This is a genomic window from Empedobacter sp. UBA5528 (genome assembly GCF_002426075.1).
Lineage (GTDB): Bacteria > Bacteroidota > Bacteroidia > Flavobacteriales > Weeksellaceae > Empedobacter > Empedobacter falsenii_B.
Genome location: NZ_DINY01000030.1, coordinates 82,967 through 105,208, shown reverse-complemented (window position 1 = coordinate 105,208; position 22,242 = coordinate 82,967). Strand labels below are relative to the sequence as shown.

The 22,242-nt window shown below is 32.6% G+C and carries 18 protein-coding genes and 5 tRNA genes; 16 read left to right on the top strand and 7 right to left on the bottom strand.

What is annotated here, in order from left to right; translation table 11 throughout:
- Positions 1-3 precede the first annotated feature (3 nt).
- Complete coding sequence (locus B4L98_RS06995) at positions 4-2,571, top strand: DNA gyrase/topoisomerase IV subunit A (protein ID WP_291077882.1); 2,568 nt, start codon at positions 4-6, stop codon at positions 2,569-2,571.
- On the top strand, positions 2,571-3,278 hold the full coding sequence (locus B4L98_RS06990; RefSeq protein ID WP_291077880.1) for a rhomboid family intramembrane serine protease: 708 nt from the start codon (positions 2,571-2,573) through the stop codon (positions 3,276-3,278). The genes B4L98_RS06995 and B4L98_RS06990 overlap by 1 nt, the downstream gene beginning before the upstream one ends.
- Before the next feature lie 56 nt (positions 3,279-3,334).
- On the opposite strand, the gene B4L98_RS06985 is transcribed toward B4L98_RS06990, so the two are convergent.
- Positions 3,335-3,967, bottom strand: coding sequence for a C40 family peptidase (locus B4L98_RS06985; protein ID WP_038334971.1), 633 nt, complete (start codon positions 3,965-3,967; stop codon positions 3,335-3,337).
- A gap of 218 nt (positions 3,968-4,185) precedes the next feature.
- Between B4L98_RS06985 and B4L98_RS06980 the strand changes: the two genes are divergently transcribed.
- From B4L98_RS06980 to B4L98_RS06960, 5 genes are all read left to right on the top strand, one after another.
- Positions 4,186-4,257, top strand: a tRNA-Glu gene (locus tag B4L98_RS06980).
- 94 nt (positions 4,258-4,351) lie between these two features.
- Positions 4,352-4,606, top strand: a complete 255-nt coding sequence (gene rpsT, locus B4L98_RS06975) for a 30S ribosomal protein S20 (protein WP_038334974.1) — start codon at positions 4,352-4,354, stop codon at positions 4,604-4,606.
- Positions 4,607-4,618: 12 nt separating this feature from the next.
- Positions 4,619-4,690 (top strand) — tRNA-Glu (locus tag B4L98_RS06970).
- Between the two features lie 286 nt (positions 4,691-4,976).
- Positions 4,977-5,048 (top strand) — tRNA-Glu (locus B4L98_RS06965).
- 98 nt (positions 5,049-5,146) lie between these two features.
- Positions 5,147-5,218, top strand: a tRNA-Glu gene (locus B4L98_RS06960).
- 131 nt (positions 5,219-5,349) lie between these two features.
- Here B4L98_RS06960 and B4L98_RS06955 read toward each other — a convergent pair.
- Positions 5,350-7,071, bottom strand: coding sequence for an ABC transporter ATP-binding protein (locus B4L98_RS06955; protein WP_291059791.1), 1,722 nt, complete (start codon positions 7,069-7,071; stop codon positions 5,350-5,352).
- 192 nt (positions 7,072-7,263) lie between these two features.
- Between B4L98_RS06955 and B4L98_RS06950 the strand changes: the two genes are divergently transcribed.
- Positions 7,264-8,685 (top strand): hemolysin family protein, encoded by a 1,422-nt coding sequence (locus B4L98_RS06950; RefSeq protein WP_114998216.1) that lies wholly within the window; start codon positions 7,264-7,266, stop codon positions 8,683-8,685.
- A 52-nt stretch (positions 8,686-8,737) separates the two neighbouring features.
- Here B4L98_RS06950 and B4L98_RS06945 read toward each other — a convergent pair whose 3' ends face one another.
- Positions 8,738-9,445, bottom strand: coding sequence for a 3'-5' exonuclease (locus B4L98_RS06945; protein ID WP_038334981.1), 708 nt, complete (start codon positions 9,443-9,445; stop codon positions 8,738-8,740).
- Positions 9,420-10,625, bottom strand: coding sequence for a serine hydrolase domain-containing protein (locus B4L98_RS06940; RefSeq protein WP_291077878.1), 1,206 nt, complete (start codon positions 10,623-10,625; stop codon positions 9,420-9,422). Before B4L98_RS06940 ends, B4L98_RS06945 begins: the two co-directional genes overlap by 26 nt.
- A gap of 135 nt (positions 10,626-10,760) precedes the next feature.
- On the opposite strand from B4L98_RS06940, the gene B4L98_RS06935 reads away from it, so the two are divergent.
- The 5 genes from B4L98_RS06935 to B4L98_RS06915 all read left to right on the top strand — a co-directional run bounded on the left by B4L98_RS06935 (position 10,761) and on the right by B4L98_RS06915 (position 17,018).
- Positions 10,761-11,363, top strand: coding sequence for a superoxide dismutase (locus B4L98_RS06935; protein ID WP_219034029.1), 603 nt, complete (start codon positions 10,761-10,763; stop codon positions 11,361-11,363).
- 70 nt (positions 11,364-11,433) lie between these two features.
- The gene (gene folB, locus B4L98_RS06930) at positions 11,434-11,790 is read left to right on the top strand and encodes a dihydroneopterin aldolase (RefSeq protein WP_219034030.1); all 357 of its coding nucleotides are present in this window, start codon (positions 11,434-11,436) and stop codon (positions 11,788-11,790) included.
- 52 nt (positions 11,791-11,842) lie between these two features.
- Positions 11,843-11,913: transfer RNA gene (locus tag B4L98_RS06925), tRNA-Cys, on the top strand.
- Positions 11,914-12,389: 476 nt separating this feature from the next.
- The gene (locus B4L98_RS06920; protein ID WP_286494933.1) at positions 12,390-15,518 is read left to right on the top strand and encodes a SusC/RagA family TonB-linked outer membrane protein; all 3,129 of its coding nucleotides are present in this window, start codon (positions 12,390-12,392) and stop codon (positions 15,516-15,518) included.
- A gap of 15 nt (positions 15,519-15,533) precedes the next feature.
- The gene (locus B4L98_RS06915) at positions 15,534-17,018 is read left to right on the top strand and encodes a RagB/SusD family nutrient uptake outer membrane protein (protein ID WP_286494932.1); all 1,485 of its coding nucleotides are present in this window, start codon (positions 15,534-15,536) and stop codon (positions 17,016-17,018) included.
- Positions 17,019-17,172: 154 nt separating this feature from the next.
- On the opposite strand, the gene B4L98_RS06910 is transcribed toward B4L98_RS06915, so the two are convergent.
- Complete coding sequence (locus tag B4L98_RS06910; protein ID WP_286495291.1) at positions 17,173-17,571, bottom strand: DUF4296 domain-containing protein; 399 nt, start codon at positions 17,569-17,571, stop codon at positions 17,173-17,175.
- Entirely contained in the window at positions 17,568-18,290 is a 723-nt protein-coding gene (locus tag B4L98_RS06905; protein ID WP_280037302.1) for a polyprenol monophosphomannose synthase, read from the bottom strand. Before B4L98_RS06905 ends, B4L98_RS06910 begins: the two co-directional genes overlap by 4 nt.
- 66 nt (positions 18,291-18,356) lie before the next feature.
- On the opposite strand from B4L98_RS06905, the gene B4L98_RS06900 reads away from it, so the two are divergent.
- Genes B4L98_RS06900 through recJ form a run of 3 tightly spaced genes read left to right on the top strand, consistent with a single transcriptional unit; the run spans position 18,357 to position 21,537 of the window.
- Positions 18,357-19,031 carry a DUF4271 domain-containing protein gene (locus tag B4L98_RS06900; protein WP_221854394.1) on the top strand — a complete coding sequence of 225 codons (675 nt, stop codon included), beginning with the start codon at positions 18,357-18,359 and terminating at the stop codon, positions 19,029-19,031.
- Positions 19,032-19,038: 7 nt separating this feature from the next.
- On the top strand, positions 19,039-19,788 hold the full coding sequence (locus B4L98_RS06895; RefSeq protein ID WP_019974792.1) for a uroporphyrinogen-III synthase: 750 nt from the start codon (positions 19,039-19,041) through the stop codon (positions 19,786-19,788).
- 48 nt (positions 19,789-19,836) lie between these two features.
- The gene (recJ, locus tag B4L98_RS06890) at positions 19,837-21,537 is read left to right on the top strand and encodes a single-stranded-DNA-specific exonuclease RecJ (protein WP_221854393.1); all 1,701 of its coding nucleotides are present in this window, start codon (positions 19,837-19,839) and stop codon (positions 21,535-21,537) included.
- Here the strand turns inward: recJ and rsmI are convergent.
- On the bottom strand, positions 21,534-22,208 hold the full coding sequence (rsmI, locus tag B4L98_RS06885; RefSeq protein WP_221854392.1) for a 16S rRNA (cytidine(1402)-2'-O)-methyltransferase: 675 nt from the start codon (positions 22,206-22,208) through the stop codon (positions 21,534-21,536). The two genes, recJ and rsmI, sit on opposite strands and share 4 nt — an antisense overlap.
- Positions 22,209-22,242: the final 34 nt, after the last annotated feature.

The window sequence follows — 22,242 nt, the reverse complement described above, 5'->3', positions numbered from 1 at the left end:
ATGATGCAAGACAATCAAGAGAGCATCAAGAAGGTTTCTGGTATGTACCAAGAATGGTTTCTTGACTATGCCTCTTATGTAATTTTAGAACGAGCAATTCCATCTATTTATGATGGTTTGAAACCAGTTCAGCGTAGAATTTTACATTCAATGCGCGAGTTGGAAGACGGACGATATAACAAAGTTGCGAACATTGTAGGAAATACGATGAAATATCACCCGCATGGTGATATGGCGATTTCTGATGCAATGGTTCAAATTGGTCAAAAAGAATTGTTGATCGATATGCAAGGAAACTGGGGAAATATCTATACTGGTGACCGAGCGGCTGCGTCGCGTTATATCGAAGCTCGATTGACTAAATTTGCGTTAGAAGTTGTCTATAATCCAAAAACTACAAAATGGCAACCTTCTTATGATGGTCGAAATAAAGAACCAATCGATCTTCCAATCAAATTTCCTTTGCTTTTGGCACAAGGAGTTGAAGGAATTGCAGTTGGTTTGTCAACAAAGATTTTACCGCATAATTTCAATGAGTTAATTGATGCGTCAATTTTACATCTGAAAGGAAAGAAATTTCAAATTTTCCCAGATTTTTTAACTTCTGGATTGGTTGATGTTTCCGATTATAATGATGGATTGCGTGGAGGTAAAGTGCGCATTCGTGCAAAGATTTTGCAAGAAGATAAAACGACGCTAAAAATTACGGAAATTCCTTACGGAACAACGACAGGATCTTTGATTGATTCGGTTTTGAAAGCCAATGATAAAGGTAAAATCAAGATCAAAAAGATTGAAGATAATACAGCGGCTGAAGTTGAGATTTTAATTCATCTTGTTCCAGGAAGTAGTCCAGACAAAACAATTGATGCATTGTATGCATTCACGGATTGCGAGATTTCTATTTCGCCAAATGCGTGTGTGATTAATGAACAAACACCTGAATTTTTAACAGTTTCTGAAATTTTAATTCACAATACAAACAATACAGTTGAATTGTTGAAAAAAGAATTAGAAATTGAGTTAGATGAATTGCAGGAACAATGGCATTTTTCTTCGTTGGAAAGAATTTTTATCGAGAATAGAATTTATCACGATATCGAAGAAGAAGAAACATGGGAAGGTGTAATTTCTGCAATTGATAAAGGATTAAAACCGCATATTGCGCATTTAGTTCGTCCAGTTACGGAAGAAGATATTACACGTTTAACAGAAATTCGAATCAAACGTATTTCTAAATTTGATTTAGATAAAGCGCAACAATTCATAGAATCGTTAGAAGATAAAATCGAAAATGTAAAACATCATTTAGCAAATTTGATTGACTACGCGATTGATTATTTCAAAAATCTAAAGACAAAATACGGAAAAGGAAAAGAACGTAAAACAGAAATTAGAACATTTGATACGATTGATGCGACTAAAGTTGCCGTTGCAAATACACGTTTTTATGTGGATAGAAACGAAGGTTTTATCGGAACTTCATTGAAAAAAGACGAGTATTTATTCGAGTGTTCTGATATTGATGATATTGTGGTTTTCAAACATGATGGTTCGATGATTGTGACAAAAGTTGATGCAAAAACGTTTGTTGGAAAAGGAATTATTCATGTCGGAATTTGGCACAAAAATGATAAACGTACTATCTATAACTTGATTTATCGCGATGGTAAAAATGGTCCGGCTTATCAAAAACGTTTTGCTGTAACAGGAATTACGCGAGACAAAGAATACGATTTAACGGCTGGTAACAAAGGTTCGGAAGTGTTGTATTTTTCAGCGAATCCAAATGGTGAAGCCGAAGTTGTATCAATTATTCTGAAAACTCATCAACGAATCAAAAAGTTAAAATTCGATATTAATTTTGCTGATTTAGCGATTAAAGGTCGTGCATCAAAAGGTAATTTAGTAACAAAATATCCAATCAAAAAAGTAGAATTGAAAGAGGAAGGAGTTTCGACTTTAGCTCCTCGTCAAATTTGGTTTGATACGGATACAAAACGTCTAAATGCTGATGGATTGGGACTTTTATTAGGTTCTTTCAAAGGTGATGATAAAATTTTAACGATTAATAAAAAAGGTGAAGCAAAATTGGTTTCGTTTGATTTGAGTAATCGTTTTGACGAAGATTTAGAAATTATCGAGAAATGGAAACCTGCAAAACCGATTTCTTGCGTGTATTATGATGCAGAAAAAGATCGTTATTTTGTGAAACGTTTCCTTTTAGAAGATACGTTTTCTCCACAAGCTTTTTATACGTTAGAAGATGGTAAATCATCAATCAAAGTTGTTTCGACCGATTACTTACCAGTTATTGAGTTGATTTTCCCGAAAGTAAAAGGTTTAGAAAAAGAACCAGAAGTGATAAATTTAGAAGAATTTATTACTGTTAAAGGAATTAAAGCGCAAGGAAATCAGTTGACAACGTATAAATTAAAACAAATTAATGTGTTGGAACCGCTTCCTTTCGAAGAGCCAGAAGAAGAGGAAGAACCAGAAGAAGAGCCGCAGCCGACGCTATTTGATGCAATCGAGGAGAATAATAATGAAGAAGAAAATATAGAAGAATAATGGGAGACATCTCTATTGTGGCATTAGTCGTTATTGGACTAAATGTTTTGGTAAGTTGGAAAGGTTTTAACGATTTAGCTTTTTTTGAAAAATATAAATTCCAAGTTGGGTCGATATTATATAATAAGGAATACTATAGAATTTTAAGTTCAGGATTTTTACATGTTGATTTCACTCATTTGTTATTCAATATGTTAACGCTTTACTTTTTTGCAAATCCTGTTATCGGATTTTTTGCGAGTCCAGAAGGATTTTTGTTAGGCGACTTCTCGAATGCAAAACTAAATGTAGGTTACGGAATGTTTCTTTTAGTTTTTTTAGCAGCGGTTATTGGCGGAAATCTATTGTCGTTGTTAATTCATAAGAAAGAAACTTTTTATTCGGCAGTAGGAGCTTCAGGCGGAGTAACAGGAATTTTGTTTGCTGCAATTGCAGCTTTTCCTGAAATGGAATTAAGATTATTTTTTGCTTTACCAATTCCAGCCTGGATTTTCGGAATTTTATATTTAGGATATTCAGTTTATGGAATGAAAACTAATTTAGGGAACATCGGGCATTCAGCGCATTTAGGTGGAGCAATTGTGGGATTATTATCTGCAATATTATTTTATCCAACAATTTTACAAATCAATACATATTATATTTTAGGAATGATTGTTCCATTAATTGTATTGCTTGTGATGATTTTGAGAGAACATCGAAAATAAAAAAATAAGACAAAAAAAAAGCATCAAAATTACTTGATGCTTTTTTTATGATAATGTTATAATATTCTTTTTACGTATAAGAATTTTGGTCCCCAATATCTATCATTTAAAGAAGATACCATAACACCTTGAGAAGTAGATGAATGAATAAATTCTAAAACTCCATCTTTATTTCTTCCATGAACAATTCCTACATGCGAAACTCTACCACGACCTCTTGTTGCAAAGAAAACTAAATCTCCTTCCTTTGCTTCGTCTGTACTAACTGTAAAACCTTCTCTTGCCTGATCTGCAGATACACGAGGTAAATTTTTATTGAAAGTTTCGAAAACGTTTCTAACAAAGGCAGAACAATCAATACCACTTCTTGTTGTGCCTCCGTATCGGTAAGGTGTACCAATATACGTTTCTGCTTCTTTTAATAAAAACCCTGCAAACAATTCATTCGTTTCTTCTAAAACGCTGTTTAACACAACCATAGATTTCGCTTCATCGTTAATTTCTATTGGTGTAACATCTAAATTGGCATGTTTATTGATTATTTTAGCTTGAGCTTCAATAGCTCTTGGTTTCGGTACGAAACTTCTCGAAGAATATTCTGTAGCTTCACTAACTGGGGTTAAAGATGAACATGATGTAATAAACATCGTGCAAACCACTGCAGCTACACCTAATATCGATGCTTTCATATATTGAGTATTCGTTTGTATAAATTTTAATAGCACCGCTAAAGTAATTGTTAAAATTATAACTCATTATATATAAGGGTTGTTTTGACAAAATATTAACTTCCTTAACATTTTTTAACAAAAACATATTCAAAAAAACTTTTAAATATATTTGGAAGTCCAAAAAATTGTTCTACATTTGCACTCGCTTTTCACAACAAGTGGTTAAGCCGTCATGCGGCCCATTCGTCTAGTGGTTAGGACATCAGGTTTTCATCCTGGAAACAGGAGTTCGATTCTCCTATGGGCTACATAAAAGTGTTTTAGAAAATTATTAAATTAATTTGGCGAGATAAAATATTTGTTTATATCTTTGCCGAACTAAAATAGAAAGAGATTTAAGTTATGGCAAATCATAAGTCAGCATTAAAAAGAATTAGACAGTCAGCGGTAAGACGCGATCGTAATAAATATTATCACAAATCAGCTCGTACAGCTATTAAAGCTTTAAGATCTGAGTCTGATAAAAATGAAGCAGAAACAGTTTTTCCGAAAGTTTCTTCAATGATTGATAAGTTAGCAAAAAGAAACATTATTCACAAGAATAAAGCTTCAAACTTAAAATCAAAGTTAGCGAAACATATTGCGGGATTAGCTTAATAAAATAAAAGTGGTCCCTTCGTCTATCGGTTAGGACACTAGATTTTCATTCTAGAAAGAGGGGTTCGATTCCCCTAGGGACTACAAATTAATAGATGGATTGCATTATTGCAATCTTTTTTTTCCTTGTTCATAGTTGTTGATTTTTTAAACAACCAGTAGAATACTGTGTAAAGGAAATTGTTTTTTGTGTTTTGTTTGTAAAGGTTAATCATAATGTTTAGATGATTAATCGGGAATGAAAATGTCGCTGTATAATTCAACTTGGTTCAAATTATTAGAATTATACATCGACTTTTCTACAACTCCCAACACAAAATGACGTTCATTCAAAATAAATAATATTCGAATTAATTAATTCATATTAAGTGGTCCCTTCGTCTATCGGTTAGGACACTAGATTTTCATTCTAGAAAGAGGGGTTCGATTCCCCTAGGGACTACAATTTGACTTGATTAAAAAAAATAGTATAAATTTTTCGAAAATTGTTTGGTAATAAAAAATAAACGTTTATTTTTGCACCACAATAATACGAAAGGAGGTCCCTTCGTCTATCGGTTAGGACACTAGATTTTCATTCTAGAAAGAGGGGTTCGATTCCCCTAGGGACTACTAAAAAGCATTCAGATTTGGATGCTTTTTTTATTTTGAAATAGTTTAGTTTATATTGATTTATTGCGATCAATAAAAAAGCGTTTGAGGAAATAAACTTCAAACGCTTTTTGCTTTTATAAAAGATCCTTTTATAGCTTTGGAATAGCTTCTATCAATTCTTTGGTATAGTTTGTTGTCGGATGCGCATAAACCTTGTCTGCATCGTTCAATTCTTTCATTTCTCCGTGTTGCATCACCAATAATTGATCGCTCATATATTTTACAACCGCCAAATCGTGCGAGATAAATATATAGGTAAATCCAAATTCTGTTTTCAAATCATTTAATAAATTCAAAACTTGTGCCTGAACAGAAACATCCAACGCAGAAACAGATTCATCACAAATGATAAATTTAGGATTTAAAGCCAAAGCACGAGCAATCCCGATACGTTGACGTTGCCCACCAGAGAATTCGTGCGGATATTTGTTCAAATCTTGATCTGATAAACCCACTTTTTGTAAAAGAGATGAAGCCGTTTTTAATCGCTCAGCTTTATTCAGACCAATTTTATGCACTTGCATTGGTTCTGTAATAATTTGCGCAATGGTTTGGCGAGGATTTAAACTTGAATATGGATCTTGGAAAATAATCTGAATTTCTCTTCTTAATTTACGAATTTGCTCTTTTTTTAGTTTCGTAATATCTATACCATTATAATAAATTTCGCCGGCAGTTGGTTTTTCTAATAACAAAACCGTTCTACTCAAGGTTGTTTTTCCAGAACCCGATTCGCCAACCAAGCCCATTGTTTCACCTGGATATACTTTGAATGAAATATCATCGACAGCTTTTACATTCGGGATTGTAGCGTTTCCAAATAGAGTCGAAGGATAGAAATATTTCTTCAAGTTCTTAACCTCTAAAATTGGAGGATTTACATAAATTTTTTCGTGAAAAGCTTCTCGTTCTTCTTCTGTATAGATTTCAGTTTTGAAATTTGGATTTTCTAAGAAATCTTTCACCGTAGGTAAACGTTTTGCGCGTTCATCCAATCGAGGTCGACAAGCAATTAAACCTTTTGTATAATTTTCTTTCGGATGATTAAAAATAGTTTCCACATTTCCTTGTTCTACAACATCACCACGAAACATCACCAAAACTTCTTCGCAAACATTTGCAATTACGCCCAAATCGTGAGAAATAAACAACATGCTCATGTTATTTTTTTCTTGTAATTCTTTCAATAAATCTAACGTTGCTTTTTGTACCGTAACGTCCAAAGCTGTTGTTGGTTCGTCAGCAATCAATAATTTCGGCTCGCAAGAAATCGCCATTGCAATCATTACACGTTGCTTTTGTCCACCAGATAATTCGTGCGGATAGGCTTTATAAATACGTTCGGGATTTGGTAATTTTACTTGTTCAAAAAGATGAAGAACTTTCTTTTTAGCTTCTTCTTTCGATAAATTTTGATGCAAACGAATCTCTTCTTCCACTTGTTCCCCGCAACGTAAACTTGGATTTAGAGAAGTCATTGGTTCTTGAAAAATCATTCCGATTTCATTTCCTCTTATTTCCTCCAGTTCTTTAGGCGAAAGTTTAAGCAAATCGATCATTTTATCATCTTGACGAAAAAGAATTTCACTTTCGGGATGAATTGTCACATTAGGAGACAATAAACCCATAATTGCCAATGAAGTTAATGACTTTCCAGAGCCGGATTCTCCAACAATTCCTAATGTATCACCTTGTTCTACTTTGAAATTGATGTTATTCAAAACTTGTTTATCTCCAAAAGAAATCGATAATTTTTTGATCTCGATAATATAATGTAAATCTTGCTTTTGCATGGCAAATTGTTGCTTGATAAATGAAGTGGAAATTTAGTGATTTTTTAATCATTTTCTCGAATCAATAATTTCTAAGATTTTGTATTTATAAATTTTGTAATTTTGCTACGAATCAAAACGTTGTGATTTTTATTTTTTTTTATTAATTTAGATGTATTGATTTACTGGCTTATAAAAACTTATAACAAGTCAGTTTTTTAAATTCGAAGAATGGATACATACTCCCAGATTTCGACATTGTTTTTAGTCGCTAATCACAATGTCGCCGATGAAATTTCTGTAGCAAAACTTTTGCTTACAATTTTCCTTGTTTTATTAAATGGTTTTTTCGTTGCAGCCGAGTTTGCAATTGTAAAAGTACGTTCGTCACAAATTGAAGTTAATCAAGATATTAACGAAAGAACTTCAAATGCTGCAAAACGAATCGTTAATCATTTAGATTCTTATCTTGCCGCAACACAATTAGGTATTACATTAGCTTCGCTTGGTCTTGGTTGGGTTGGAGAAAGCTCTTTAACACCTGTAATCGTAAAACTTTTTGAAGTAGTTGGTTTAACTTCTCCTTCTTGGACAGCGATTGCGCATAATGTTGCATTCCCAGCAGCTTTCGTTATCATTACTATTTTGCACATTGTTTTTGGTGAGTTAGCGCCGAAATCTATTGCGATTCAGTATCCAACAAAAACTACTTTTACAGTAGCTTGGCCTCTTCGTGCATTTTATTTTGTTTTCAAACCTCTTATTGTTTTAATGAATGGTTTGGCAAATGTAATTCTTCGTGCGATTGGAATTCATCCTATTCATGGAGGTGAAATTCACACAGAAGAAGAGTTGAAAATGATTATTACAGAAAGTTCTGAAGGTGGAGCAATTGAAGAATCTGAGCGTAATTTAATTCAAAATGTGTTTGAGTTTGATGATCGTCGAGTGATGAATATTCAAACATTACGTAAAAATGTTTCTGCAATTAATATTAATACTTCTGTAAAAGATGCGTTAGATTATGCGATTAATGAAGGTTATTCGCGTTATCCTGTTTACGAAGAAGAATTTGATAATATAAAAGGTATCATTTACGCTAAGGATTTAATCAAGCAATTATTGGAAAATCCAAATCAAACTGAAATTGAAGGATTGTTGCGAGAGCCAATTTTTATCTCAGAAAATGCATTGATTAAGAATGTAATGAAACAATTTCAGAAAAAACATATGCAAATTGCAATTGTAACAAATGAAGTTGGTGAAGTTGCAGGAATTGTTTCGATGGAAGATATTTTGGAGGAGTTGGTTGGAGAAATTCAAGACGAATATGATAACGAAGATCCGATAGTTTCTCGTGTTTCTGAAGGTGTTTATAATATAAATGCACACAACGCGATAAGCGATATTAATCGTTTAGTACCGTTTAGATTCGAAGAAAGTGAACATTATGATACGTTGGCTGGATTGATTTCTGAATGTTATCCTGATAAAGAATTAACAGAAGGAGATTTGATTGATTTGGAAGAATATACAGGAACAATTATCAAAATGTACCGAAATTCTGTTGAGCAAGTTCAATTGAAAGTGAAAGATGAATTGATTGAAAACTTTCGCGATGAACCAGATTCAGCAGAAGATGATGAAAATTAATCATTAAAAAATATAGAATAAAAAATCCGCTCATTAGCGGATTTTTTCGTTTTTATAAATCTTCTTTTCGTTGTAAAGGTTGATCGTAGCGCATTTTTCGGAAAACATTAATCAAGGTTACAACATCTTTTTCACAATAATCTTTGATGCGTTCTACATTGTTTTCATCGTAATAAACTCGTGCAACTTGTGAACCATCGATATCATCTTTTGGTGTTGGAATTTCGAAAACATTTGCCAATAAATCTAACGATGTAAAGTTCTTGTAATCGCCAAATTTCCATAATTCCATTGTATCCAAATGCTGAACTTCCCATGGCTTTTTACCAAATAATTGCAAAATAGCTGGAATTTCAATTTGATTAATCATCATTCGGCGAGCTATATACGGAAAATCAAACTCTTTTCCGTTGTGTGCACATAAAATATGATCAGGCTTGAAAAAATTTTCAATCAACATTGAATTAAAATCTTCTAACAATTTCTTTTCGTCGTGACCATAAAAACTTTTGATATGAATAAAAGAATCTTTAACTACAATTCCGACTGAAATGCATACAATTTTTCCAAATTCAGCCATAATTCCAGCACGTTCGTGGTAAAATTCTTCAGGAGAAATTTCATTATTATTGCGTTGATAAGCTGTTTTCTTTTCCCAAAGAGCTTGTGTTCTTTCAGACAAAAGATTCCAATCATCGGTTTGTGGAACCGTTTCGATATCTAAAAATAATATTTTACTGTAAGGAATTCGTTGGATCATTTTCTTTCACTTTTTGATTAATTCTCATTGCTTCGTCTACCAATCGGTAAACATCGCCATCTGCAATTGGATGATTGTTTGGTTGATCATTATGCGTTTTTCCAGTTCGAACAATAACTAATTTTTCTGAAGGAATTACAATGATACGTTGTCCCAAATGTCCTAACATTGCATAAAAAGGCGTTTTGTAATTGTAATCCATCCAAACTGAATAACCATAAATTTGTGACTCATTTGGTCCGAATGCTTTTTTGTTTGGTAAAACCATTTTCTGAACAAATACTGAATCTAAAATTTGTTTTCCGTACCAATTTCCATCATTCAATAATAATTGTCCAAGTTTGGCAAAATCTCGCGCTGTTGCATTGAAGCAACAATAGGTTTTCTCCATTCCTTTCGGATTATCTTTCGACCATTGTGCATCTAATTCCATACCCATTGGTTGCCAAAATTCTTCTTGAAAATATTGTGATAACGATTTATTTTTTAACGCGCGTTCAATCACAATTCCTAATAATTGCGTGTCACTCGATTGATATTTGAAATGTCCACCAGGTTGAGAAACAAATTTTCGAGCTAACATTTGTTTAACTATATCATCGCCATAATATGCTTTTGCAGTAGGATTTAGAGGAAAATAATAATCTTCGTCCCAATCATAACCAGAAGTCATCGCAGATAAATCACCAACGGTGCATTCAGCTCCAAATTTATCGTTTTTAAATTCGGGAATAAAATCTGTTATTTTTTGATCTAAACCTTTGATATAACCTTCTTCAATCGCTTTTCCTAACATCATTGTCGTGAATGTTTTCGCCATCGAAAAAGAATTGGTAATATCATTTTGCGCATATCCATTGAAATAATATTCGCTCAAAATTTGATTATCTTTTATAATAACTAAACCAGCAGTTCCGAAATCGTTCATCTCCTTTTCGAAATTAGCTGACAACGGAAATTGATTATAATCTAAATGTTGATGCCAAACTCGCGGTGCATCTGCCAAAATTACATTGTTATCAAAATCTTTGTAATCGTTGATATTTGCAGTGCTTTCACCTTTCATATAGGTTAATTTTACGCCACGAAAAATGTAGTCATTCCCTGTTGCATAAAGAATTAGGATTAATACACAAATGATTACGATGAACCATTTTATTATTTTCCAAAGTATTTTCATTTCAAAAATTTAGAATCTTTTACTAAAATAAGCTTTTACTATTAAATAATGTTAAAATTCTATCATTTCGGAATCATATTTGTTGAGTTATTGTGTATCTTTATACAAGAAAATTAAATCTAAAAAATAAATATTATGGCTTTTGAATTAGCAAAATTACCTTATGCATTTGATGCATTAGAACCTCATATTGACGCAAAAACAATGGAAATTCACCATGATAAACACCATGCTGCGTACACAAATAATTTGAATGCTGCTATTGAAGGAACTGATTTAGCAAACGCTACAATCGAAGAAATTTTAGCAAAAGGAACTGACAAACCTGCTGTTCGTAACAATGGTGGAGGTTTCTATAATCACAATTTATTCTGGGAAATTTTAACTCCAGGTGGTGCTAATCAACCAACTGCAGAAGTTGCTGATGCAATTAACGCTGCTTTTGGATCTTTTGAAGCTTTCAAAGATGAGTTTTCTAAAGCTGCTGCAACACGCTTTGGTTCTGGATGGGCTTGGTTAATCGTAAAAGATGGAAAATTAGTTGTTACATCAACTCCAAATCAAGATTCTACTTTGATGCCGGTTGCTGATGTACAAGGATTTCCAGTTTTAGGATTAGATGTTTGGGAACATGCTTATTACTTAAACTACCAAAACCGTCGTCCTGATTATATTGAGGCTTTCTTCTCTGTAATTAACTGGGATAAAGTTGCGGAAAGATATGCATCTGCAAAATAATAAGGTTTAAAAAAATTAAACAATACAAGACTTGTGTAGAAATACGCAAGTCTTTTTTTATCTTTGAACTATGGGAATAATTATTTTAGAAAATATAAAAATATATTCGAATCACGGATGTTTAGATGAAGAAGCACGTATTGGTTCTGATTATTTGGTTGATTTGGAAGCGCATGCAGACTTTACGAAAGCAACAGAATCGGATGAATTGATAGATGCTTTGGATTATGTTTCGTTAAATAAAATTGTGAAGGAAGAAGTAGGTATTCGTTCAAAACTTTTGGAACATGTTTGTAAAAGAGTCTTAGATCGTATAGGTCAAGAACTTACGAATGTCACGTATGCAAAAGTAAAATTATCTAAGCTGAATCCTCCTATTGGTGGGCATGTAGAAAAAGTGAGTGTTATTTTAGAAAAATCGTATTAAACTTTTTTTTTCTGAAATTATTGCTATATTTGCAATCCAAAACAACGGGAATGGTTCCTTGACCGAGAGGCTAGGTAGCGGTCTGCAAAACCGTCCACAGCGGTTCGAATCCGCTAGGAACCTCAAAAAGCACTAATCAATTTGATTAGTGCTTTTTTTATTTTCGTCCATTTATTTTTCCACAAAAAAACCTCACAATAGGTATCGAAAAGCTTTTAAATCTATCAACTATTAACTGCTTTTGATAGTTATTATCTTATGCAATATTGTGAAAACAACAATATTATATATAAGGATGATTTTAGTTGTTTTGAAGTCTGTTTGATTTTTATATTAAGTCATTTTGTAAGAAGCATAAAAATTTATTTTTTACAATTTTTTTCATCTTCTGAAAATCAGGTTGTGCGTTTTAGTACAATTATTATGTTAAAAATAGTTAAAACGTCATGTTTAAAATTTTACTTAATTATTCCATTAAATAATAAACAAAATCATTCATTATTTATGTTAAGTAAATTCTAATTAAAATTGAATGAAAGTTAAAATAATCTCGAAGTTAAAGATGTCAAATATCATTGTAGCATCAATTTATATTAAACATGAGAAAAAAATTAACTTCATTAAGCTTATTCGCTTTTCTTGGTTTTGCTGCATTTTCGTATGGGCAAACGAAAGGAATTATAAATGATGGCAATGGTTTTCCAGAAGCAGATGTGCAAATTAGAATCAAAGGTTCAGACAAAGTAGCTTACACAGATGAAAATGGAGAATTTGATATTGATGCTAAAATTGGTGATATTTTAATCATTAATGGAAAAGATTATGTTGTTTCGAGCAATCATTTAGGTGTTATTAAATTACAGTCTAATACTACTGTAGATCTTGCAGAAACGGTTGTAACCGCTTTTGGTGTACAGAAAAAGGAAACTGTAGTTGGTTCTGTGGGAACTATAAAAGCTGAAGATATAGAAAACAGACCTTTATCTAATGTGGCAAAAGCTTTAGATGGTGCTGTAGCTGGCGTACAAGTTTCAACTGGTTCTGGTCAGCCTGGTTCTGGATTGGAAGTGCAAGTTCGAGGAGTAGGTTCTTATAACTTATCTAGTTCGCCATTGTATGTTGTAGACGGGGTTATCTACACAGGAAGTTTACAAGATTTGAATCCAAATGATATCGAATCATTGACCGTTTTAAAAGATGCTGCTTCAACTTCTTTATATGGAGCATCAGCTGCAAATGGAGTTGTTATGGTGACAACAAAAAAAGGTAAAAAAGGTAAAGGATCTTTTAGATTATCTTCAAATACAGGAGTTGTAACGAGAGCTATACCAGAATATTCGAGAGTTGGAGCAGGAGATTATTATGTTGCTACTTGGGAATCTATGCGAAATGGCTATTTAGCTTCAAATTCTTCTGCAACATTAGCACAAGCGAATGCTTATGCTTCAACGAATTTAATTACAAATAATCTTAAAAATAATATTTACGGAGTTGCCGATAATCAAGTTGTTGTAGATGGAGTTTTAACTTCATCTGATGCTTTATACAATGATTTTGATTGGCAAGATTATATCTCTCGTGTAGGGTCTTTTCAAAAGTATGATATAGATTATTCGGGTGGTGATGAGAAGACAACATATTTTGCAGGTTTTGGTTATAATAAAGAATCTGGTTATGTGATAAAATCTGATTTCGAACGTTATAATGCACGTGTAAATGTAGATTCTCAAGTTACAGATTGGTTAAAATTAGGAACTAATTTATCAGGAAGTTTAATTAAATCGAATCAAGCTGATTCTAGTGGAGGTTCTTCTTATATCAATCCATTTTATTTTACACGAGCAATGGGGCCAATTTATTCGCCTTATTTGTATGATGCAAATGGACAACGTGTTTATGATACAGAAGGAAATCCTGTTTATGATGGAAACGAATCTCGTGGTAGAGGTTCTAGTGCAAGTTCTGGACGAAATGTGTTGCAAGAAACTTTGTTGAATAATCAATATCAAGATTCTAATTCTATTAATTCAAGATTTAATGCAGAGATTAAACTTGCAAAAGGTTTAACATTTACTTCAAACTTATCATATGATGTAAGAAATTACAAATACAAAGAATATGGTAATAAAGAAATTGGAGATGCGTCTGGTACTGCTGCTTTAGAAATTACGGAATATAAGTATACAGGTACAACATTCAATCAAATCTTAAATTATAGAAAATCATTCGGTTTACACAACTTCGATGCAATCTTAGGTCACGAAAGTTTTGAGAGAAAAACTGATTATTCTAATATTCGTAAAACTGGAGAAACTGTTTCTGGTATTTATGAACTAGTCAATTTCTTGAATACAACAAGTGCAACGGGGTACAATTACATCATTAGAAAAGAAGGATATTTTGCACGCGTTAACTATGATTATGCAAGCAAATATTTGTTGTCTGCTTCTGCTCGTTTAGATAAGTCATCTCGTTTTTCGGATGAAAATAATCAAGGTATTTTCTGGTCTGTAGGTGGTGGATGGAATATCCACAAAGAAGATTTCTTAAAAGATTCATCAGTTATTAATGAATTAAAATTACGTGCTTCTTATGGACAAGTTGGGAATGATGGCGGAATTGGCGAAGAACCAGGTTATGAGGTCGATTTAGATTTATATTCTTTGGGATATAACAATGGGACAGAATCGGGAGTCTTACTTGGTCAAGTTGGTAATTCTAACTTAACATGGGAATCTAAAAATTCGTTTGATGTAGGATTAGATTTTGCATTGTTCAGAAATAGAATTTCAGGATCATTAGAATATTATTTACAAGATGTAAAAGATATGATTTTCGCTGTTCCTGTGCCAAATTCTGCTGGAGTTCCAGGAAATTCTATTTATCAAAATATTGGTAAAATGAGAAATCAAGGAATCGAGCTTTCATTAAACTTTGGGATTGTTAGAAATGATAAATTCTCATGGGATTTAGGTCTGATTGCTGCTCATAACGAAAACGAAATGTTGAAAATGGCTAATGGAAAAGATGATGCAATTATCAATGGAACAAAACGTATTGCAGAAGGTCATTCTTTGTATGATTTCTGGTTGCGTCAATGGTATGGTGTAGACTCTTCGGATGGAGCAGCTTTGTATGTTCAAGATCCAACAAAAGCAGACGATTCTAATACACGTACAGTTAACGGAACTAAAGTAACTACTAATTATGCGAATGCATTGTATGATTATTCAGGATCATCATTACCAGATGTTTATGGTAGTATTACAAATAATTTCAGAGTTGGAAATTTTGATGCTTCAATTATGTTGAATTATCAATTAGGAGGAAAAACATATGATAGTAATTATGCGTTATTAATGAGTTCTTATCCACAAGGACAAGCAATTAGTACAGATATGTTATCAGCTTGGAAAAGTCCAGGAGATGTTACAAATGTGCCAATTATGAGTACTGCGAATACAACAAATGCTTCTGCTGCTTCGTCAAGATGGTTGGTTAGTTCAGATTATTTAACAATCAAAACAGTACAATTAGGTTACAATTTCGATAAACGAGCAATTGAAGGAATTGGTTTAAGCAATTTGAAAGTTTATGTTTCTGGTGAGAATTTATATTCTTGGACCGCAAGACAAGGTTTAGAACCAGCGCAGTCATTCAACGGTACAACAACTTATCGTTACACTCCGTCTCGAACAGTAAGTTTAGGACTAAATGTTTCTTTCTAAAAAAATGAATTTACAATGAAAAAGATAAAATTATTACTAGTAGTTATTGGATTATCATCATTTTCGTTATCATCATGTAATGATGATTATTTAGATGTTGTTCCGACATCCTCAGTAAGTGATCAAACAATTTATTCTACAGCAGATAACTTAATGGCTGCAATAAATGGAATGCATAGAAATATGTATGTTAGACAAAATGAATCTCAAGGTAATAATGGTTATACAGCACAACTGATTATTACAGATGTAATGGGAGAAGATGTTGTATTTCCTTCTACTGGAAATGGCTGGTTTGTAAGTGAATTAAGATGGATTTCTCAAAGCAACAATTCTTCTACAACTTCATCTTATCCTTGGACATTTTGGTACGAAATGATCAAAAATGCTAATAACATTATTACATACGGAGATGATGCATCGGGAGATCAGGATATAAAAGATCAAGCTATTGGAGAAGCCTATGCTTACCGTGCATTTGGATATTTTCAATTAGTTCAGTTGTATGGTAAAAGATATGTAGCAGGTGCCGCAAATTCTGATTTAGGAGTTGTTTTAAGAGATGATCCAAAAGATGTTGATCCAAAAACGCGTGCAACTGTACAAGAAGTTTATACTGAAATTTGGAATGATTTAGCCAAAGCAGAAACTTATTTAACAGGAAAAAAAGCGTCTAATGCTTCACATTTTTCGATCGAAAATGTAAAAGGTATTATGGCAAGAGTTGCTTTGGTTCAGCAAGATTATGCAAAAGCTGCTGAATATGCTAACGAGGTAAAATCACAATTTTCGTTAATGTCACAAACGCAATACAAAGCTGGGTTTAATGATTATTCAAATCCAGAATGGATGTGGGGCGTAACAATTCAAGAAGATCAATCCGACTATTTCGGAAATTTCCATGCTTATATGTCTCGAAATTACAATTCATCTCAAATTCGTACTGCTCCAAAAGTGATGAATACCAATTTGTACAATGCTTTTCCAACAACAGATGTTCGTACGCAAGTTGTGGATCCGACAGGAAAGCATACAAGTTTAGATTTACCGTCTAACTATTCACTATTTGCATATACATCTCAAAAATTTTTAGCACAAAGTACATCAAGTTCTTTAGGAGATGTACCGTTTATGCGTGTGGCAGAAATGTATTTGATAGAAGCAGAAGCGTTATATAAATTAGGAAAAGAAACAGAATCTAAAGCAGTATTAACAACTTTAGAAAAAGCAAGGGATACATCTTTCACAGGATTTACAACTTCTGGGGATGCATATTATCAACAGATTTTACTGAATAGACGAATCGAATTATGGGGAGAAGGATTTAGATTCTTCGATTTAAAACGATTAGGTCAAAAATTAGATCGTACAGGAGCAAATCACAATGCAACTGTTATTAACAACGTTTATACAATAGAGCCAACAGATTTAAAATGGCAATGGATAATTCCTGTCGCTGAAATCAATTCGAATCCGTTGTGTGAACAGAATCCATCGTGATAACATTTTTTATATATATCTTCTCCTCATAGAGAAATATAACATTTTTAGAGGTTTTCCATTTGGAAAGCCTCGATTTTATTTAAAAAAAAATTATGTATACTAAAATATAGTAAACAAAAAAAAACTCAAGTGATTCACTTGAGGGTTTTTGTTATTTTTCTGCTTTTATGGTATTATTTAAGCTATTCTTTTGATTTTTTTGACGCTCTTTTTCTTCGTCAGATAATTTATCTTCAAGATTTATTTTCACATCATTCAGCATTTCTTTGAATTTTTCAGGTTGCATCATATAATATTTGTAACTCTCAGAAAATTGATGAAATGTGATATCATAATTTTTCATAATATCTACCGCATCTTTTGCTAAATCGATACTTTGATCTTGATTTTGAATAGGAAACATCTGCAATCCTTGTTGACTAATATATAAATCAGTAAGAATATCAATCATTTCAGATTTACCGATGAGATCTTTTGGTTTGTCGTAATTTTTTGGTGCGCAACTAAAAATACTCAAAAAAATCAGTGATAAAAAGATCAAGTTTTTCATAATTTGCCAAATATTTTTCTTAATCGTAACGAAATTACACCAAAAACGGCTTCTCCAATAATATCAGAACTAATTTTTGATTCGCCTAAAGTTCTGTCTGTAAATATAATTGGAACTTCTTTTAGTGTAAATTTTTTAATCCAAGTTTTGTACTTCATTTCAATCTGAAATCCATACCCTTTGAATTGTATTTTATCCAAATCCAGAGACTTCAACACGTTTGCTCTATAACCAACAAACCCTGCTGTAGCATCATGAACAGGTAATCGCGTGATGATGCTCACATATTTCGACGCAAAATAAGACAATAAAACTCTGTTCATTGGCCAATTCACAACATTTACACCATTAGAATAGCGTGAGCCAATAGCTAAATCGGCACCATCTGCTAAAGCTTGGTATAAGCGAGGTAAATCATTTGGATTATGCGAAAAATCGGCATCCATTTCGAAAATATATTCGTATTTATTTGCTAAAGCCCACTTAAATCCATGTACATAAGCGCGTCCTAAACCATCTTTTGTGGTACGAATTTCTAAATGCAAACGTCCATTAAACTCAGGAATCAAACGTTTTACAATATCATTCGTTCCGTCTGGAGAACTGTCGTCAACAATAAGCACATCAAATGCTCCGTCAACAGCCAAAGCTGCACGAATAATGGCTTCTATGTTTTCTTTTTCGTTATAGGTCGGGATAATAACTAATTTGTCCGACATAAATATTATTTTGTGGGCATAAAGATAGTTATAAGATTGTTAGTCTTTTGTATTTTTGAAAAAATTATGAAAACAAACGATTTAATCTCGATAGGAAAAAATACACTTGGCAATGATACTGTTCTTATTGCTTTGACGGTGTGTTTGTTATTGGTTTGTGCAGCAAAATACTTGTTTGCGAAAAATTTCAAAACGCTAGATAATAAAACCGAATACATGAGTTTTACAGATGATAATACGACGTTATTTAGTTTTATTGTCAATGGTGTGACGGTTTTACTGATAAGTTTGTTGTTGGTTTCGTATTTTGATATTACGTATAATCATATTCCAAATTTTAAGTTTTATTATCTTTCACGTGTCGGAATTACCTTTGGTTTAATCAGTTTGATTATGCTCTTTAGGTTGATGATTGAGGTAATTTTTTATCGTGTTTTCTACGAATCTAGTTCTGTTTCATATTTTATGAAAAGTTCGAGTTTTGTTAATGCAAAAAATGTTTTACTCTTACTTATTATTTGTTTTTTGTTTTTTTACACACAAATTAACAAAGATTACTTGATGGTGATTGGCTTTATTTTGTTGTTTTTGAATAGAATATTCGAAATTTATCATATATATGCAAAACAAATAAGTGACAATAAATCAGTTTGGTATTATAATATTTTGTACCTTTGCACCCTAGAAATTTTACCTATAATGGTATTAGCAAAACTATTAATTGTAGGTAAAGTAATCTAAAATTACTATGAAAGTTAAATCAATATTAGTATCTCAACCTAAGCCTCAGGCAGAAAACTCGCCATACTACGAGATTGAAAAAAGAAATAAAATCAAAATTGATTTTAGACCATTTATCCAAGTTGTCGGAATAGACGCTAAAGAAGTAAGACAACAAAAAATTGACTTTAGCAAAGTGACTGCTGTAATTTTTACAAGTAGAAACGCTATTGATCATTTTTTTCGTTTAGCAGAAGAAATGCGCTTTACTGTTCCTGACTCTATGAAATATTTTTGCGAATCAGAAGCAATTGCATTCTATTTACAGAAATACATTGTTTACAGAAAACGTAAAATTTATATTGGAGAAAAAGTTTTTGCGGATATGGTGCCTTTATTTAAAAAGCACAAAGACGAAAACTTCTTATTACCAGCATCTGATGTTTTAAAACCAAATGTTCCTACTTTATTAGATAGTTTAGGATTAACTTGGCAAAAAGCAACTTTGTTTAGAACTGTATCGAGTGATTTATCTGATTTGTCTGATGTAAAATACGATATTTTAGTATTCTTTACACCTTCAGGAATCAAATCATTATTTGAAAATTTCCCAGATTTCGTGCAAGAAAATACAAGAATTGCCGTTTTCGGAAAATCGACAGTAGATCAAGCAAAAGAGATGGGATTACGTGTAGACATTGAGGTGCCAACACCACAAACGCCTTCAATGACAATGGCGTTAGATAAATACGTGAAAGAAGCAAATAAATCAAAATAATATTCGCTTTACCCTTCTCTCTAATTAAAAAATATGTAAATTAAAGAGATGGAAAAAAGATGGGAAATAAAAGAACAGCCCAATACTGAAGTTGTTAAGGATTTAAGAGAATCGCTTAACATATCTGAGGTGCTTGCTATTTTATTAGTCCAACGTGGAATTACGAATTTTGCTCAAGCCAAATCGTATTTTAATCCATCCTTAGACGAATTGCATGATCCTTTTTTGATGAAAGGAATGTCTGATGCGGTTTCACGTATCAAAAATGCAATTGATGATGAAGAAAATATCTTAATATTTGGAGACTACGATGTAGATGGAACGACAGCTGTAACTTTGTTTTACGAATTTCTGACTTCTATCTACTCGAAAGTCTTTTTTTATATTCCAGACCGAAATAATGAAGGTTATGGAATCTCTCAACAAAGTATAGAATTCGCTGTACAAAATAATATTTCACTTGTTATTGCTTTAGACTGTGGGATTAAAGCACACGAAGAAATAAAATATGCACAATCAAAAGGCATAGATTATATTATTTGTGATCACCATTTACCAGATCGTTCTGTGCCAAAAGCGTACGCTGTTTTAGATCCGAAACAAAAAGGTTGTCGCTATCCTTACAAAGATTTGAGCGGTTGTGGCGTTGGGTTTAAATTGGTACAAGCTTATACCGAGAAATTTAATCTTCCGAAAGAAAATCTTTTATCTCTTTTAGATTTAGTTGCAGTAAGTATTGCGGCTGATATTGTTCCGATTACAGGAGAAAATCGTGTATTGGCTTTTGCTGGTTTGAAACGATTAAATTCAGAACCTCGTTTAGCTTTTCAGCAATTAATTCCGACTAATATTAAAAATAATGTCAATATTTCGAATGTTGTTTTTTCTATTGCGCCAAAAATTAATGCTGCAGGTCGTATAAAACACGGTTCGGAAGCGGTTCGTTTTATGTTGAGTACAGATGAAGAGGATTGCCGTAAATATTTGAATGATATAAATTCATTAAATAATGAACGCAAAACCTTGGATCTTGATATGACACATGATGCACTTTTTCAACTGGATCAAATTAATACCAAAGAAAAATATTCGACCATTGTTTACGATGCTTCTTGGAATAAAGGAGTAATCGGAATTGTTGCTTCTCGTTTGGTCGATTTGTATTATAAACCAACCATTGTTTGCACGAAGAATAATGAAGGCGAAATTGTATGTTCGGCTCGCTCTATTCAAGAGTTTGACATACATTCGGCAATCGAAAAAAACAAAGATTTGTTAACACAGTTTGGTGGACATATGGCTGCTGCTGGTTTGGCAATGAAAGAAGAAAACTTTGAAGAATTCAAGATTAGATTTGATCAAACAGTGAAAGAAATGTCGAATGGAAAACATTTTACGCCATCAATTTTGATCGATAAAGAGATTTCTTTTAAGGATATGACACGTTCTTTCTTGGAATCGGTGATGCGAATGGCGCCTTTTGGACCAGATAATATGAATCCTGTTTTTATTTCGAAGGATTTATTAGCAACGGATTTCCGATTAGTTGGTAAAGAACACGCGCGTTTGTACGTACATCAGCGAGATACACGTATTACGTTTCCTGCAATTGGTTTCAAATTAGGGAAATTTGGACCAAAATTAGAGAAAGGACAATCGTTTGATATGGTTTACACAATCGGAATGAATTATTGGCAAGGAAAAGGAACTTGGCAATTGAATATCAAAGATATTCGCTTCAACGATTAATGATGTCCTTCTATAACCAAAACCATTTCACCTTTTAAATTTCTTTTTTCAGCTATTTCGGCTAATTCAGTTAATGTTCCGCGTAAAGTTTCTTCAAATTTTTTCGAGATTTCGCGTGATAAACTTGCTTTGCGTTCAGCTCCAAAAGCTTCGGCTAAATCTTTTAATGTGCGTCCAATTTTATGTGGAGATTCGTAGAAAATCATCGTTTTCTTTTCTTCTACTAATGAATCTAATTTCGATTTTCGACCTTTTTTCACAGGTAAAAATCCAACAAAAGTAAATTCATTATTTGGTAATCCAGAAACAACTAATGCAGGAACAAAAGCGGTTGCACCTGGTAAACATTCGATTACGATATTATTTGCTACACATTCTTTTGCTAATAAATAACCTGGATCAGAAATACCTGGAGTTCCGGCATCAGTAATAATCGAAATGATTTGACCATCTTTTAGCTGACGAATAATATCTTCAGTTGCTTGATGCTCATTGTGCATATGGTAGCTACGCATTGGAGTAGAAATTTCGAAATGTTTCAGTAAAATACCACTATTTCGCGTGTCTTCTGCCAAAATCACATCCGATTCTTTTAGCACATCAACCGCTCTAAATGTCATATCTCCCAAATTTCCGATTGGCGTCGGAACCAAATATAATTTTCCACTCATGCGACAAAGTTACAAAGTAATTTCAAAAGAAAAA